Annotated in this window: 18 protein-coding genes; 5 read left to right on the forward strand and 13 right to left on the reverse strand. The window is 44.4% G+C overall.

Features of this window, described 5'->3' with window-relative positions:
• Positions 1-124: 124 nt before the first annotated feature.
• A complete protein-coding gene (locus tag AYO36_RS07240) occupies positions 125-1,000 on the reverse strand; it encodes a MerR family transcriptional regulator (protein ID WP_064299977.1) in 876 nt (291 codons plus the stop codon).
• Between the two features lie 109 nt (positions 1,001-1,109).
• Between AYO36_RS07240 and AYO36_RS07245 the strand changes: the two genes are divergently transcribed.
• Together AYO36_RS07245 and AYO36_RS07250 are read left to right on the forward strand one after the other, a co-directional pair.
• Positions 1,110-2,168, forward strand: coding sequence for a serine hydrolase domain-containing protein (locus AYO36_RS07245; protein ID WP_058703454.1), 1,059 nt, complete (start codon positions 1,110-1,112; stop codon positions 2,166-2,168).
• Positions 2,169-2,557: 389 nt separating this feature from the next.
• Positions 2,558-2,884: a hypothetical protein gene (locus tag AYO36_RS07250; protein WP_064299978.1), complete on the forward strand. Its 327-nt coding sequence runs from the start codon at positions 2,558-2,560 to the stop codon at positions 2,882-2,884.
• Between the two features lie 95 nt (positions 2,885-2,979).
• Here AYO36_RS07250 and AYO36_RS07255 read toward each other — a convergent pair whose 3' ends face one another.
• The 3 genes from AYO36_RS07255 to AYO36_RS07265 form a co-directional block, all read right to left on the reverse strand.
• On the reverse strand, positions 2,980-3,240 hold the full coding sequence (locus tag AYO36_RS07255) for a hypothetical protein (RefSeq protein ID WP_064299979.1): 261 nt from the start codon (positions 3,238-3,240) through the stop codon (positions 2,980-2,982).
• 26 nt (positions 3,241-3,266) lie between these two features.
• Complete coding sequence (locus AYO36_RS07260; protein ID WP_064299980.1) at positions 3,267-4,019, reverse strand: collagenase; 753 nt, start codon at positions 4,017-4,019, stop codon at positions 3,267-3,269.
• Positions 4,020-4,110: 91 nt separating this feature from the next.
• Positions 4,111-5,028 (reverse strand): NAD(P)-dependent alcohol dehydrogenase, encoded by a 918-nt coding sequence (locus AYO36_RS07265; protein ID WP_064299981.1) that lies wholly within the window; start codon positions 5,026-5,028, stop codon positions 4,111-4,113.
• Between the two features lie 189 nt (positions 5,029-5,217).
• Here AYO36_RS07265 and AYO36_RS07270 point away from each other — a divergent pair, with 189 nt between their 5' ends.
• On the forward strand, positions 5,218-5,517 hold the full coding sequence (locus tag AYO36_RS07270; protein ID WP_064299982.1) for a hypothetical protein: 300 nt from the start codon (positions 5,218-5,220) through the stop codon (positions 5,515-5,517).
• A gap of 416 nt (positions 5,518-5,933) precedes the next feature.
• Here AYO36_RS07270 and AYO36_RS07280 read toward each other — a convergent pair whose 3' ends face one another.
• The 9 genes from AYO36_RS07280 to AYO36_RS07320 all read right to left on the reverse strand — a co-directional run bounded on the left by AYO36_RS07280 (position 5,934) and on the right by AYO36_RS07320 (position 12,138).
• Positions 5,934-6,398, reverse strand: a complete 465-nt coding sequence (locus tag AYO36_RS07280; RefSeq protein WP_064299984.1) for a heme-binding protein — start codon at positions 6,396-6,398, stop codon at positions 5,934-5,936.
• A gap of 14 nt (positions 6,399-6,412) precedes the next feature.
• Positions 6,413-7,585, reverse strand: coding sequence for an MFS transporter (locus tag AYO36_RS07285; protein WP_064299985.1), 1,173 nt, complete (start codon positions 7,583-7,585; stop codon positions 6,413-6,415).
• Positions 7,586-7,598: 13 nt separating this feature from the next.
• Complete coding sequence (locus AYO36_RS07290) at positions 7,599-8,333, reverse strand: IclR family transcriptional regulator (RefSeq protein ID WP_064299986.1); 735 nt, start codon at positions 8,331-8,333, stop codon at positions 7,599-7,601.
• Between the two features lie 117 nt (positions 8,334-8,450).
• Positions 8,451-8,837, reverse strand: coding sequence for a metalloprotease family protein (locus AYO36_RS17175; RefSeq protein ID WP_064299987.1), 387 nt, complete (start codon positions 8,835-8,837; stop codon positions 8,451-8,453).
• The gene (locus tag AYO36_RS07300) at positions 8,827-9,102 is read right to left on the reverse strand and encodes a hypothetical protein (RefSeq protein WP_064299988.1); all 276 of its coding nucleotides are present in this window, start codon (positions 9,100-9,102) and stop codon (positions 8,827-8,829) included. The genes AYO36_RS17175 and AYO36_RS07300 overlap by 11 nt, the downstream gene beginning before the upstream one ends.
• Complete coding sequence (locus AYO36_RS07305) at positions 9,099-10,475, reverse strand: hypothetical protein (protein ID WP_231884681.1); 1,377 nt, start codon at positions 10,473-10,475, stop codon at positions 9,099-9,101. The genes AYO36_RS07300 and AYO36_RS07305 overlap by 4 nt, the downstream gene beginning before the upstream one ends.
• The gene (locus AYO36_RS07310; protein WP_064299990.1) at positions 10,420-11,148 is read right to left on the reverse strand and encodes an ATP-binding cassette domain-containing protein; all 729 of its coding nucleotides are present in this window, start codon (positions 11,146-11,148) and stop codon (positions 10,420-10,422) included. Before AYO36_RS07310 ends, AYO36_RS07305 begins: the two co-directional genes overlap by 56 nt.
• A gap of 55 nt (positions 11,149-11,203) precedes the next feature.
• Entirely contained in the window at positions 11,204-11,422 is a 219-nt protein-coding gene (locus AYO36_RS07315) for a hypothetical protein (RefSeq protein WP_035408256.1), read from the reverse strand.
• Positions 11,423-11,808: 386 nt separating this feature from the next.
• Positions 11,809-12,138, reverse strand: coding sequence for a winged helix-turn-helix transcriptional regulator (locus AYO36_RS07320; protein WP_064299991.1), 330 nt, complete (start codon positions 12,136-12,138; stop codon positions 11,809-11,811).
• Positions 12,139-12,449: 311 nt separating this feature from the next.
• On the opposite strand from AYO36_RS07320, the gene AYO36_RS07325 reads away from it, so the two are divergent.
• Positions 12,450-13,652, forward strand: a complete 1,203-nt coding sequence (locus tag AYO36_RS07325) for an MFS transporter (protein ID WP_052169465.1) — start codon at positions 12,450-12,452, stop codon at positions 13,650-13,652.
• Between the two features lie 11 nt (positions 13,653-13,663).
• Positions 13,664-14,614, forward strand: a complete 951-nt coding sequence (locus AYO36_RS07330; protein ID WP_064299992.1) for a TIGR03571 family LLM class oxidoreductase — start codon at positions 13,664-13,666, stop codon at positions 14,612-14,614.
• The last annotated feature ends 222 nt before the right edge of the window (positions 14,615-14,836 follow it).

Consider the following 14,836-nt stretch of genomic DNA (forward strand, 5'->3'; position numbering starts at 1 on the left):
GATGAACCGAGGAATAGGGATGTTGTCATTTTCTTTATGAAACGTTGTAATAAGAAATTGCGATTTTTTTAGAATTAATTTTACATATATAAAATTAAAGTACAAAATGATTGTTGCTTTCACACTACGCATTATTTGGTGTAATGCGAAATTGAGTCTCAGAAAGTATATCTTCCGTATAATCAATCGCAGTTAACTGAGTGAGGTCTGTTAAGACGATATCAATTAATGGTCCCTCGACTTTATAGTTGTTTTCTTGAAGCCATTCTTGTAGAAATGAATATAATTTACGAAATCGTTCCTTCCCTGCCATACCTCTACTCACAATACAAGCATAACTACCACTAGGCAAAGTCGCATTCTGAAACGGGGATGTCATGGAAGGAAGAAGCACGCCTACCTCTAAATCGATTTCTGGAAGATGTCTTTCGAAGTGAGAAAATTCTTCATTTAGTTGGATATGATGATGCTGTAACACGAGCGATGTAACGGGTAGATCCTCAAACGAATTTTCTTTGAGTAACTGTAGAAACGCGTCTTGATAGATATCAATTCCGCCTCTGTCGAAAATCTTTCGCTTCGATAGAATAGGTCGTTCATCAAAATGTTTCACTACTATTTCCCAACTATCCTTTTTCGTGATTGTTGACGAAATTAATTCCTTTTCTATAGATTCGATTCGGCGATGCACTTCCTTCTCAGTCTGAAGAAGTGCCAACCGCTTTAACTTAATTTCTTGTTTCTTCTTATCTAACAATCCAAGTTGAAGATTCATATCTCTTTCGTTTAAAAAAAGTTGAACTTCTTCAAGAGAAAAATTCATCCTGCGCAGATGCTGGACGATTTTCATATGTGTGATGTCGTGTTGTGTGTAATATCGATACTTACTATGTGGATCGATTTGACGCGAACGGATCAGACCAATCTGATCATAATATCGTAGTGTCGATGCAGGTATCCCACTTTGTTTTGCAGCCTCTCCAATTTTAAATAAACTCAAGTTATCTCTCCTTTTAAACTATATTTTATAGAAAGCTTGACCTTAAAGTTACTTGAAGGTTGATAATCAATCAGTGTCATCACAACATTGATTGAAGGAGAACTGAACTATGAAGTCAAGAAGGAAACGTACTCTTTTATTTTTATCTCTAATAGTAATTGGGAGTCTTTTCGTCTATCTTACCCGCCCTTTCGTACAAAACGAAACAGATAATGAAAATATTTCACTTCAAAGTAAAACAGATACTGAACAGTTGAAGATAAGTCTTCAACAGCAGATGAAACGCAATGAGTCGGACGCATTATATGCAATTCAGGATACCCAACAAGTGGCATCCATCGGCTCTTCGAACGAATTGTATAATGTTGCTTCTATTCGTAAAAGCATCATCAGTGCACTATTTGGGATTGCAGAGAAGAAAAGGTTAGTAGACTTGGATATGACATTGGGACAACTCTCTGTCGATGATTCCAAGCAACCCTTAACGAAACAAGAGAAGTCCGCAACAATTCGGGACTTATTACAAGCACGATCAGGTATCTACTTAAACGCATTGGGTGAATCACAACGAATGAAAGATTTACGTCCAAAACGTGAAAGTCATACTCCAGGAAGTTTTTATTACTATAACAATTGGGATTTTAACATGTTGGGTCTTATTCTTGAGAAAGAGACGAAAATGAAAATCGGAGATGCTTTTGAACAATGGATCGCCAAGCCTGTTGGCATGAAAACATTCAGCCCTTCTCATGTCACTTATGAAAAGAATGAAGAAACATCCATTCCGATGTATCGATTTTATATGTCTGCCGAAAACCTTGCCCGATTTGGTGCGCTTTATGCCCAAGATGGTAAGTGGAAAGGACGATCCGTTATTCCAATCAAGTGGGTTGAGGAGAGTACAATGGCTTACTCTAAGATTTCGGACGTCGATCGTTTTTCAGGATATGGATATCTTTGGTGGTTAGAATCAAATGCTAAAAATCCTCTGTTATGGGGAGTGGGATCAGGCGGACAGTTTTTAATCGTTGATCGGAAGAATAATTTATCTATCGCTTTATTGAATGACACTGGAACTTCGCCATTATCAACTCTCACTTATCGTTGGTTCGGACAGGAATCAACATATGCTGAGGCAAGGGCGATTCATCGACTATTAATAAAGTAGAATGTAGGAAACATGAAAAATCCCTGCTCTCTTGACAAAACGAGGAGTGGGGATGTTGTCATCTATTCCTAAAATTTTATGATGAAAATCCACGATTCTAATTGGAATTAATTTTACAGACATCTTACTTAATGGCATAATAATGGTAACCCTTTCATAAGGAGGAGATACTTTTGAAAAAACAGCTTGCTTTTGCCGGTTCTTTTGCGCTCTCAGCTATCACGATCGTCATCATTCTTAAATTAGTTGGAGTCGATCTTTAAAACAATCACTCAAATGATGTAGATTTTTCAACTTAATGATTCAATCGCTGTTATGATGTATCGTCTTCCGATCATCTGTAACAGCTTTTCTAGGTTTAATGCTATGGAACGATCGGAAGTGATGAATTGAAAAAAGTCGGAATGAACGTTTTAATTGTCTCACTCCTATTAGGAGGACTGCTGTTTTACTTAGACGTCCGATACGATGAGCGATTCGAGCAGCACGTCAGCACCAAGGTTGAGAATTATGTCGAGAAAAAATACGGTCCAGCTCGTGTCGTCTCCCTCCATTCTGCTTATGACGACAAACACCGCGATAAGGAAAAACGCTATAAGATTGCCGTAAAAGTCCGTGGTCAAGGGCTCCAAAAAGAGGAATACTTGCTATATCGTCTTCAAGATGACCGAATCGTTGAGATGGGCACGACGACCAGTTTGCCGAAGCGAAACTAGAGTTCGCGATGATAACTTGTTTCGCACTACATAACATGAAAAGTCAGCTGATTCCTTTTTAGACGGAATCAGCTGACTTTTTTATTTAATCTGTTTTATGACTCCGAAATACCGTAAGCCAGTAACAGTAAATACGACATCATGCAGAACGTAATGAGATGAATGCCGACGAATCCCCACTTGAGTATTCGATGCTTCGTTTTGTACCCTGTGAATACGCCGACTAACGGAACGATAAACAGAAACAGGATATAGACAGTTCCAAACCCTTTCAGACTGACTCCGCTCTTCATCAGGAAAAATAAGAAACAAAAACAGATGAATGCAGATAACGAAAGAATACTGTAACGATTCATAAGCCCTCCTCCACTACAAACACAGCTTAGCGTCTTACCGTCTGAAGTTTGAAGTATTCCGATAGCGGCACGATCCGCCCCTGTTCATGCCAGTTCCGATATGCTTCAAAAACAAGTAAGACGTCCCCGTCATACCGATCTTCGATGAGATGGTGGATTGCGAGAAAGCTCCGCCAATAATCAAACATGATACTCGACTGACTACCGGCATAGGAGGCACTCCCAAATTGATCAATCGAGCGCGCTTCATACTCCTCCTGAAAGAGCTCGACCAGCTCTGTCTCGATTGTCGTAATTCGCTTGAATGCTTCGTCCGACAACAAATTCTTTCGGGGTAGGTACTCACACATTCCCTCTTCGAACCAGATCCCGTCTGCTCTCTCATCGTCGAATTCATCAACGAACAAATCCAAGTGATGCGTCAGTTCATGACCAGCAATCGTCAAGACGTGATCTTCCGCGAGCGTTTCGTAGAATGCTCGAATATGCGGTACGTCCTTCCCGTCGAGTTGGGATAAAAATAACGTTCGCCACTCTGCAACGTCTGGTGATATGTAGATCAAGTCCTTATTCGTAAATGCTGGAATCGGAATGTCCGAGAAGACGGTCGTCGCGAGTTCCGCTGACGTCCAAACGATTCCTTTCGGCACGTCGATCAGTTGATACTTCTCTTGTAAGATCGTTTGATACTCGTCTAACCGTGCTTGAAAGCGATGCGTGACCGCTTCATATTTGTCATAGTCCGTTTTTGTCTCAAACGCATGAATCTGTTTCATCATCGCTATATCCCCCATCCTTAAAATAGCCTATTTCATTTTAACATATATTGGATAAACACAAAAAACCACCTGATCCAGGTGGTTCGATGAATCATTCGTTTGCTATTAACACGACGACGTTACCGAATTTTTGTCCGGAGTCAACGTAACGATGGGCTTCGACGATCTCATCAAGCGAATAGATATGGTCGATGACGGCTTTGAATCGTCCCGCTTCAAACAGTTCATTTAAATAGTATAGATCTTCTTTCCGTTCTCTCGCCACACCCTGCCCCGCGACGGATGCAAAGGCACCGTTTTGTTTGACGTGCCGTTTCGCTTGCGTCTTATTGATCTTTCCGGACGCATCGAAGACAGCATCGTACTTCAGCAACAATCCATCGTAACCGTCCTTTGTATAATCGATGACGTAATCGGCACCGAGTGCTTTGACCCTTTCCGTGTTTCGTCCACTACAGACAGCCGTCACCTGCAGTCCTTTTGCTTTTGCGAGTTGAACGGCAGCCGTCCCGACAGCGCCCGACGCACCGTAAATCAAGATTGTCTTCATCTGATCGATTTGGAGTTTCCGGAAGAAATGAAGCGACGTCGTACCACCGAACGGGAGACAGACCGCTTCCGTGTACGATGCGTGTTGTGGCATTTTTGCAATGCAACGTTTCTCAGACACGCACGCATATTCGGCGTATCCACCGAAGCGAAATCCGGTCAAGGCATGGACACGGTCTCCGACTTGGAACTGCTTGACGTCCTGACCGACTTCGACGACTTCACCGGCAAGAACGACGCCAAGGATTGGTTGTCGCGGTCGCTTGAAGCCGACAGCCAGACGCATTGGAAGCTTCCCCAACAGTGGAACATCGAGCGAACGCATGCGACGATCTCCGGAATGAACGGCAGATGCATGTACTTTAATCAGTAGATCGTTTGATTTTGGAACCGGGCGTGGTACCTCTGTGATGTGCAAGACGTCAGGGGATCCGTAGCGGGTACAGATAGCTGCCTTCATCGTATTTCCTCCTCTGATCAAGATGATGGTATTCCTTTAATCATACGCCGATTTCAATCTGAATTCCTGTTATTTTGGAGTAAGAAAGATTTTTTTGTTTTACATCAATCGATGTCTCAACTGGTAAAATTTATATAATCATACAATTTCATCTAACCCTATTAACTGACGAAAGCAGGTGCCTCGTTCATGCCGACACGTCGGTGGCTTTTCGCTTTTATTCTATTCCTTTGTATACTGCTTAGTGCCTGTACACACGAGAACGATGCACGAATCGTCGAGAAAATTACAGGGGATACGTTATTTGTTGCTCCGAGCGAACAAAAACCGGACGAACAGTATGCATTGACGAAGATTCGCGTCACAACGGACACGATCGTCTATGGCAAAACGGATAACACGGCTGCCATTCAGACGGGTGATACGATTCAAGTGACGTTTGAAAAGGATTCGATTGTCGCGACCGAGATCCGTCGAACAAAAGACTAAGAAAGAGGGGTTCTCCATGATAGTCCAAGTACTTCGCCACCTAAGCAACATTTTCATGATTACCACTGCGATTTTTGGTTCATCCTATTTTTTTCAAAAGAATATCGGTAATGATCTCATTGGTTTCTTGTTCATCGGAATCATAGGTGCGATTGGTTTTTGTATTACCCTAGGACTACTCTGGTATCTCAAACGAAAAGAATCGCACGGTTTTTAATACGTTCTTCTAGAGAGACACGATTATGACATTATGTACTGAAAAATCATCCTCGTTCTATCTACTCAGCGACTTCGGCTTTGATGACAACCGCCAGTCATTCTTCGACTGCGGCTGACGCGGTCCGGTTTGAGACCGACTGATCTTCGTGCAAGAAAAACGGATGACCTCCCGTCTAGGAGTCATCCGTTCTCGCTGTTCATCCATCGTGTTTGTTTATATACCGGCGGACACCTTCGACCGCATAGAGATGATCCAGTTCTCCCGTCAAACCAGCGACCGTCAACGTACCGACCACTCCTGCATTTGTCACGCGAAGTGGAATTGAACCACCGACCGCCTGAAACGTTTCTGCCGCGAGTAACGAGTTTTCAGCATGTGTTCCGCCAGATTCCTTGAATCGTGCATCGATGAAAGCGGAGCTCTTCTGATAGTGATCGACGACTCGTTTCTTACGGAATATCCACTGATAGTTTTCTTCCGTCGTTGCTTCCATCAAATGCGTAAATAGCGGAACACGATTTTTTTCGATATGAACGGCCACATTGACGTCGTTTTCCTTCGCTAGTGCTACGATCGTTAATCCTAATTCTAACGCATCTTGATGCGTAAAGCGCTCGAGTACTAAGTCTTTCTCCTCTGTATTCAATATTTCTGTCGTCATGTTATCTACTCCTTTTAGTGTTTAGTCTGTTGTCTACTACTGATGACGGCAAGGATTGTAGCGATCAATGCCATCAGAGCTCCGACCCATGCCGTATCTAAATACTCACCGTTCGCTAGAACAAGGCTACCAAGCGTTGAACCGAGTGCGATGCCGATGTTGAATCCCGAAATATTGAGGGCGGACGCCATTCCTTTAGCCGATGGGACAAAACGATCCGCGAGTCCGACGATGTGCGTTTGTGCGCCTGCCGACATCATGAAGGCAATCAATCCAAGAAGCGCGATTCCAACCAAGGATCCGATCCAACTTGGCAATAATAGCATTTGCATGAGCAACACTAGTGCTTGCGCGAGGAACACCCAACGCAAAGAACGGACCGGATGACGGTCTGCTAGTTTACCGCCAATCATGTTGCCAATGGCGACGAACACACCGTACACGAGTAAGATCCAGGTGATAGCCTGATCACTGTATCCACTGATTCGTGTCAAAATCGGTGAGAGGTACGTGAACAAGACGAATGTCGCACCGAAACCGAACACCGTCATCGCGAGTCCAAGTAAAATCGGACCGTTCTTCAAAAGTGCGACGATATCTTTGACCGTCGTTTGCTGCACGTTTTCTTCCGTCATTCGTGGGACATAGCGAACGATCGCAAGCAAACCGGCGATTCCGAGTAAAGCGACGACACCGAATGTCGCGCGCCATCCGACATGTTGTCCGATATACGTTCCCATCGGTACACCGAGTACCGTCGCAACCGTCAGTCCGGTGAACATGATGGATACGGCTGTCCCTTGCTTCGTAGTTGGAACGACCGAAGTTGCGACGATCGTTGCAAACGCAAAGAACAATCCGTGTGCGATGGCCGTAACGATGCGAGACATCAATACCGCTTCATAAGAACTGACGAATAACGCGGCTGCGTTCCCCACCGTAAAGATAAGCATCAGACCAATCAACAATTTTTTACGATTGACTCGGCTGAGGATCGCAGCTAGGATGGGCGTTCCAATCGCAAGTGCGAGTGCATAACCGGAAATCAGTGTACCGGCTTTCGTCAAGGTAATGTCTAAATCAATAGCGACCGTCGGCAGAAGACCGACGATGACGAACTCGGTCGTCCCGATCGCGAATGCACTGATTGCTAGTGCGATCAGTGCTTGATACATCTGTCGATTCATAATGATCCTCCTTTTAATGAATGAAGGAGGTGATTTTTTGACTGTAACGTTGCAATACTTTACTAAACTGGACGTCTCGCTTTTTCGTCAAACGGTCTGCCGGGCCTGAGATGGCTAGCGCTGCGACAACGTTGCCCTCTTTTAAGATGGGGACAGCGAGGCATCGAATGCCAGAATCGGCTTCTTCGTCATCGATTGCGACCCCTTTTTCTCGGATATCTCGTAAATGGTACAGCAACAACTGGCGATCGACGAACGTTCGCTCCGTCCGTGCTGCTAGTTCAAGCAGACTCAGAATTTCCTGCAGACGATCTGCTTCGAGAAATGCCAATATGACTTTCCCGAGCGCACTTTGATGGACGAAGAACCGGTCCCCGACTTGAGTATGGCTCCGGTTCGTATACTTTCCGTCTACGACTTGCGTATTGATGACTTCCGTTCCTTGTAAGATCGCGACGTAGACCGTCTCGCCGAGTTCTTGACTCAATTCATGGAGCGGAGGAACCATATTCCAGTTCTCGATCGTTCCCAGTCTTGGCGTCGGTCGTCCAGCGAGCTCGGTGATTGTATACGTTTTATGTGACTTCGTGACGTACGTCATCCCTTCTAGCGTCGATAACAAGCGAAAAACCGTTGTCTTGCTCCAGCCGGTCTGCTCGACGAGTTGCGTCAGTGACATCGGACCGTTCGCACGGAGTACGTCTAATAGCTGTAATCCTTTCTTTAACGTCGTTACTTCGTATTGCATGTCATCACCTCATGTCATTTATCTTAAGGAGCTCAACAATTGGATTCAATAAAAGTTGAGTTTGTTTCATTATATGAAACCCGGTAGGTTCTGTATAAAAAAAAGAGATGCCCTCCTTTAGACGGCATCTCTTCGTTTTCGATGTTTTTGAATGAGGCGTAAACAAGATAAAAAAATCATCTGACCATCCGTCGTGATGGGAAAGAAATTCAGTATATTAGCTAAACATAAGATTTTTATGACAACCCATGCCCCACCATCCACCGGTATGATCCAGCCTATTCCGAACAATACAGCCGGAGCCGATAACGCGATGATGAGATTTTGCCAATCATTCTGATTGTTTTCATAACGGATTACAGGTGTTAAAAAACGGTCGAAGGTAATGGTCGGTCGCCGTCGAAATATCCAAGCCATTATTGTATGAATCATCTCATGAATTGCGACAACGATTCCGATTAACATGATGTAGCTAGTCAGGTGCAAAAGTGTCTCAAGCGTCATGACGTGCTAACGTTCGGCGTTTCTGTAAGAAGAGACCAAGCAGTGTGAACAAGACAATGAAGACTACATAAAGAATGAGCGCCTGAAGTGTCAACGCAAAGTGTGTATTTAATTCTTCTTTTGTCATCACCGTAGTAATTTTTAATCCTGTCACCGTCGTCACGACACTCGTTTCGTTGATTTGAAACAACTCGTAGATATAATCCACTAGAAAAATGATTGCCCATAAAACCGTACCAACACCAATTAACTTCGTGATTTTCATTTCGCCACCTCGTATTCTTTCTTTAGGATGATATACAAAACACTAAGCAAGACTGCTAAAGCAGGATATAATGCCCCATCGATGCTGACGAGCACAGATAGCAATACGATTAAGATGATCGTCAACACAGAAGCAATCGTCTCGTTGATATTACTTTGAGATTTTGGAAATAAAAATCCTGCAATCGTCGCTGCGAAAAAGATATTGATTCCGTACATGTAGGGATTCAAACTATTCGTCTCAACAATTCCGATATAGAGTGCCGGTGCCATCAAGATGATTGCGACACCAAACAGTGACGCTAGTTCCATCAAGGGATGGATTCTGTATAATCCATATACCTTCCGAACAGCTAACGTTGCGTCCGCGTATGTAATCGTTACCACTCCAAGCACCGGGAACAAGAACAACCAGAGTTGAAAAGTACCTTCCCAACCGACTTGATACCAAGCTCCGACAGACATCACGGCAAGAAGTGCCCAAAAATAAAGAAAGTTCTTACTGCGGATGATGGCAGGCATCGTCGTTGCCAACCCGATATTGAACGCAGGCAATCCCAACTTGAAGTAATTTTGACGGACATACAAATGATTTCGGGCAAAGAAAATCGCATGGAGGAGATAGGCGATTCCGCCAACGGCAAGACTAGTCAGCAACACCAGTAGCGTTATGGTCAAAATGGAATACGATAATGTACTGACCCAGAGATCTACCTGAAATCGCGTTTTCATCAAATGGAAAGTCACCGCTCCGATCAATAGCAAATCAAGAACAAAGCTACATACACTACGCTGTATTCCAGAAAATCGGTGTAATACCGCCGCATGAAGACAATCTAATAACCAAAAACTAGCGATGAACACTGTGTGGAGTGTAAGCAAGACAAGGAGTGCCGTTCCCCACTGCATCGGTATCAACTTCAGCGCAGGCGCAACGATGATCATCAGCAACTCAAAGAATACAAGGGCAACGCAAAGTTTAAATAATCGTTGACTGATATTGACTTCTCTTTCAGAGAACGGAAGTGTCTTGGCAAAAAATAAAGAGTTCCGATTCAACGAGACCGTTGCATTGATCAAAATAAACATGAACGTACCTAAAATGAAGACGACATTAAAATAACTACTGAGTGTCATCTTCCCGGCGAGCAAACGAGTTGTCTCATCTGCTTCTACCGCATTAGTTGATAATGAGGAGAGCTGCACCATATTTAGATAAAAGTATCCGAGATAGATACAAATAAGAAGGACAGCTAATCCGTATCGATTCACACGACTTTTAAAAAAGGGACGATTAAAGAGTCCGTGAAACGTATCATTAAAGAAGAATTTCATTAGACATAAAATGTTTGCTGACGATGTCGAGTTTTTCACGTAAGACATCCTCCTGTTTTATGACATCCGTCAAATCCTCTGGAGTTCCTTCAAATCGGACAAGAGTTCCTTGTCTCATGAGTCGTACGTCCTCTGGGAAACGATCAATTGTATTGCGCTCATGTGAGACGATGATCACTTTTTTCGTCGTACCGACTGCTGCAAACAGCTCCTGGACAAGCAAGGATGTATCAAAATCAAGTCCTCCAAATATTTCATCAGCAATTATATAGTCCGTATTGGCAGCAACCGCTGCGACAATTTGAATTTTTTTCTTCATACCAAAAGAATACGACTCAATGGTTTTATGTTGACCGTCCGCTAAGTCGAGCAATTCGATCAAAAGAGAAGCTTTCTCCTCTTCGCTCGTCTCATATCGACTTAAAACGAACTGGACATATTCCTTTCCTGTCATGTAACCTGGTAAATAAAAGTCAGAAGGAAGATAGAAAAATTTAGACTTGTACGCTTGACTACCAGGTGAAATACCGTCAATTTGAATGCTACCACCGTCTGCTTCTAACAGATTCGTCAACATGTTCAATAAAGTCGTTTTTCCGCTTCCATTCGTCCCAACTATGACGGATACCCCCGTCGAAGAAAACGATGCTGATAACGCATCGATAACGCGATTCTTTTTAAACGATTTTGTCAAACCCTCGATTTCAATCATATCTGTACCTCCTGAAAGAAGCGGGAGCTCAAGGAGCCCCCGCCGGTTAAGTACGTTACGAGGCTTTACAGCCAATTCCCATTTGCCAGAACTTTGGCCAGTTTAATTTTACGTTACCATTAAAGCTGTAGCCCCGGCTCGTGCAATAGAACGCATATGCGAATACTCCTACTAAAATGACAAGAGCGAAAACCATCCAGAACCATTTGTTTTCGATCATGTTGAAGAATTTTTCTTCTAAAGACAATTGATACGACACGAACATAGCAGACATCCGAACTCCTCCTTTCTCTGTCAAGATAGAAAGTCATTCACTCTGATGAAACATGGCATTAGTTCTTTAAAGAGAAAATTAAAACTTTCTTCCACTTGATCGTAACAAATATTCCAAAATCAGGAACCCGTCCTATAGACTCAAATCAATCATGTAGTATTCATGACTTTCTTATCAAGGGATTTCTCAATTCTAGTACTTTATTGACTTGTTTTATCGATAACTGATGAAAATATCCTAAAAAATTTAAGGATTTTTCACAGTTTATAGAGTAAATATAATGCAAGATTTTTCTCATGCTCGTTTACTTTATAGCTTATTTTTTTTCCAGACGATTTGAACGCAAAAAAAGGTTCGACAATGTTGCCGAACCTTTTTTCTTGCCATTAAGATGAAATGACCTCTCCACCCGTCAAATCAATATGTCCTTCTCCCCATGCGCACATCGCGTCAAGAATCGGCTTCAGCGACCAGCCGTACTCGGATAACGAGTAGATGACTTTCGGTGGGACTTGTTCAAAGACCGTCCGGATGATGACGCCGTCTTCTTCTAACTCGCGCAATTGTTGCGTCAGCATTTTTTGCGTAATCGTCGGCATTAGCTTGCGGAGCTCACTCGTCCGACGCTCGCCTTTGATCAAATGACACATGATGACGACCTTCCACTTTCCACCGATGACTTCAAGTGTTGCTTCGACCGGGATATTGTATGGCATATATGTTCCATCCTTTCGTGATTCCGTTAAGGGCATAGGTACTTTTTAGTGCCTATCGTACTTGAAAGTGCGTATTTCCCAAACAGATTAGCTGGCTATATGATAGCAATTGTCAACGGAAAGTACAACCTCCTTTTAGACCTTGCATCTAAATGAAGGAGTAGGGTACTTTTTAGTGCCTATCGCACTTTAAAGTACGTACTTCCCGAAATGAAACACCCCGGTTATGCTGGGGTCATGTCAATCGGATCATGTTCGGTCGGGCCCACCGGACACGATCCCTACTGAAATCATCTTTAGGAGGAATCCCCATGAATCAATTAAACTCACGGATCCAGGAGGAACAGGTCCCAAGAAACGGCGGACTTGCCCTACTTGCCTTAGCAATCAGCGCCTTTGGTATCGGTACGACGGAATTCGTTCCCGTCGGACTGCTCGCAGCGATCGCTGGTGACTTAAATATCGGTATCACACTCGCTGGTCTCATCATCTCTGGTTACGCAATCGGTGTCGCCGTCGGTGCTCCGATCTTGACAGCACTGACGAACCGGATGAATCGAAAAACGTTACTGATGGCATTGATGGTCGTCTTCATCGCTGGTAACCTCGTCTCAGCGATTTCACCGACGTTTGAATTGTTGATCGTCGCCCGTTTCATCACTGCTTTCTCACACGGTGTCTTCTTCTCGATCGGTGCGACGATTGCCGTCCAGCTCGTACCGGAGCATAAAAAAGCGAGTGCCATCGCCTTGATGTTCACAGGTCTGACAGTCGCAACGGTTACAGGTGTACCACTTGGAACATTCATCGGTCAATCGTTCGGCTGGCGCGCGACGTTCTTCGCGGTTGCTGCACTCGGTATCATTGCGATCATCGCAAGCTTCTTCTTGATTCCAAAAGACTTGAAACAATCACCACCTGCTAAGTTCTCCGACATGTTCAAATTGTTGACGAACGGACGCTTGATGCTTGGCTTCTTGATCACTGCCCTCGGTTACGGTGGAACGTTCGTCGCCTTTACGTACTTGACACCGATCATGCAGGACGTCACGAAAATCAGTCCGAGCTTAATCAGTATCATTCTGCTCGTCTACGGAATTGCGGTTGCGATCGGAAACACGGTCGGCGGAAAACTCGCGAACGGTAATCCGATTAAAGCGTTGTTCTATATGTTCATCATCCATGCCATCGTCATGATCGCCCTCTCGTTCATGATTCCGTTCAAGGTCGCCGGTATCATCGGTATCATCTTAATGGGACTCCTTGCGTTCATGAACGTCCCTGGACTCCAGCTCTATATCGTTCAGTTGGCTGAAAAATATGTCCCAGCAGCAGTCGATGTTGCGTCTGCCTTGAATATCGCAGCCTTCAACATCGGCATCGCACTCGGAGCAACGATTGGTGGTCTCGTCACCGATACGATTGGACTTGTCCACACGCCATGGGTCGGCGGAATCATGGTTATCCTTGCCGTCATCTTGACGGGTGTCTCGCGTCGTCTCGAACATCAATAAGGAGGACTACTATGTTTAACGATCATGCAAGTTATCAGCGGATGTACCGGGAGGGCGAGCTCACGCTCGGTCTCCACGTCCCGCTTGAAAATTTCAAGATGCGAACACCGACGCTTGCCAATCAAGTCGAGCTCGCACAAAAAGCAGAGAACTATGGTTTTACGACCCTCTGGTTACGCGACGTTTTATTGAAGGATCCTTATTTTCTTGATCCAGCTGTCGGACAGATTCATGACATGCTGATATACGGGACGCATCTCCTCAGTCAGACGAAACAGATCGCCCTCGGGACTTCAGCACTTGTCCTGCCACTCCGTCATCCGTTACGCTCTGCGAAAGAAGTCGCGACGATTAATGCGCTGTTCCCGGAACGTTTGATTCTCGGTGTCTCGTCCGGTGACCGGCAAGCCGACTTCCATGGACTTGGTGTCGATCATCCGAGCCGTGGTGCTCAGTTCAAGGAAGCACTGCAAGTGATGGAGCAAGCTTTATATGAAGATTATCCGCAAATCGATTCGACGTACGGGGAAGTCCGTGGCGCGACACTCGTGCCACGACCAAAGAAACGAATCCCGACGATGATCACGGGTTTCGCACAGCAGGATATGGACTGGCTCGCAAAAAACGGCGACGGCTGGATGTATTATCCGCAAGGACCGTTCGAACAAGCACGTGCCATCGAACAATGGCGTGCAGCGAGTCAAGCAGCCGGTAATACAACGTTTCGTCCGTTTTCGATGCCGATGCATCTTGACCTGTCCGCGGATCCGAACGAGGAAGCGACACCGATTCGACTCGGTTTCCGAATCGGTCGCAATCGACTGATCGAGTTGCTGGAATTGTATCGTGAGCTTGGCGTCAATCATTTATTCTTCGCGCTATTCGACGGTGAGCGATCAGCGGAAGATGTCATCGATGAACTCGGAACGTACGTCGTGCCGCATTTCCCTCCCTTATCATGATGCCTTAAAAATCACTTTATAATTAAAAGTAATATGCATGAAACCCAGTCCCTTTTCGGAACTGGGTTTCATGTCGTTTCTTTGCACATCACGTCGAATACATTCGTCCACTTTCGGGGATTGTTTTTTGACCAATTGCACATTCCGAACATTTATCTCTTTACTTTTGAGTTCTTATGACCTTATAATAAATTCAAGATAACAATTACCTTAAAGGAGGAA

It is taken from the genome of Exiguobacterium sp. KKBO11, assembly GCF_001644945.1.
GTDB lineage: Bacteria > Bacillota > Bacilli > Exiguobacteriales > Exiguobacteriaceae > Exiguobacterium_A > Exiguobacterium_A abrahamii.

Bases quoted from the DNA above. Each gene is read 5' to 3' on its own strand.
- AYO36_RS07245 (WP_058703454.1), top strand. From the start codon at position 1,110: ATGAAGTCAAGAAGGAAACGTACTCTTTTATTTTTATCTCTAATAGTA.
- AYO36_RS07255 (WP_064299979.1), bottom strand. From the start codon at position 3,240: ATGAATCGTTACAGTATTCTTTCGTTATCTGCATTCATCTGTTTTTGT.
- AYO36_RS07260 (WP_064299980.1), bottom strand. From the start codon at position 4,019: ATGATGAAACAGATTCATGCGTTTGAGACAAAAACGGACTATGACAAA.
- AYO36_RS07265 (WP_064299981.1), bottom strand. From the start codon at position 5,028: ATGAAGGCAGCTATCTGTACCCGCTACGGATCCCCTGACGTCTTGCAC.
- AYO36_RS07270 (WP_064299982.1), top strand. From the start codon at position 5,218: ATGCCGACACGTCGGTGGCTTTTCGCTTTTATTCTATTCCTTTGTATA.
- AYO36_RS07280 (WP_064299984.1), bottom strand. From the start codon at position 6,398: ATGACGACAGAAATATTGAATACAGAGGAGAAAGACTTAGTACTCGAG.
- AYO36_RS07285 (WP_064299985.1), bottom strand. From the start codon at position 7,585: ATGAATCGACAGATGTATCAAGCACTGATCGCACTAGCAATCAGTGCA.
- AYO36_RS07290 (WP_064299986.1), bottom strand. From the start codon at position 8,333: ATGCAATACGAAGTAACGACGTTAAAGAAAGGATTACAGCTATTAGAC.
- AYO36_RS17175 (WP_064299987.1), bottom strand. From the start codon at position 8,837: ATGACGCTTGAGACACTTTTGCACCTGACTAGCTACATCATGTTAATC.
- AYO36_RS07300 (WP_064299988.1), bottom strand. From the start codon at position 9,102: ATGAAAATCACGAAGTTAATTGGTGTTGGTACGGTTTTATGGGCAATC.
- AYO36_RS07310 (WP_064299990.1), bottom strand. From the start codon at position 11,148: ATGATTGAAATCGAGGGTTTGACAAAATCGTTTAAAAAGAATCGCGTT.
- AYO36_RS07315 (WP_035408256.1), bottom strand. From the start codon at position 11,422: ATGTCTGCTATGTTCGTGTCGTATCAATTGTCTTTAGAAGAAAAATTC.
- AYO36_RS07320 (WP_064299991.1), bottom strand. From the start codon at position 12,138: ATGCCATACAATATCCCGGTCGAAGCAACACTTGAAGTCATCGGTGGA.
- AYO36_RS07325 (WP_052169465.1), top strand. From the start codon at position 12,450: ATGAATCAATTAAACTCACGGATCCAGGAGGAACAGGTCCCAAGAAAC.
- AYO36_RS07330 (WP_064299992.1), top strand. From the start codon at position 13,664: ATGTTTAACGATCATGCAAGTTATCAGCGGATGTACCGGGAGGGCGAG.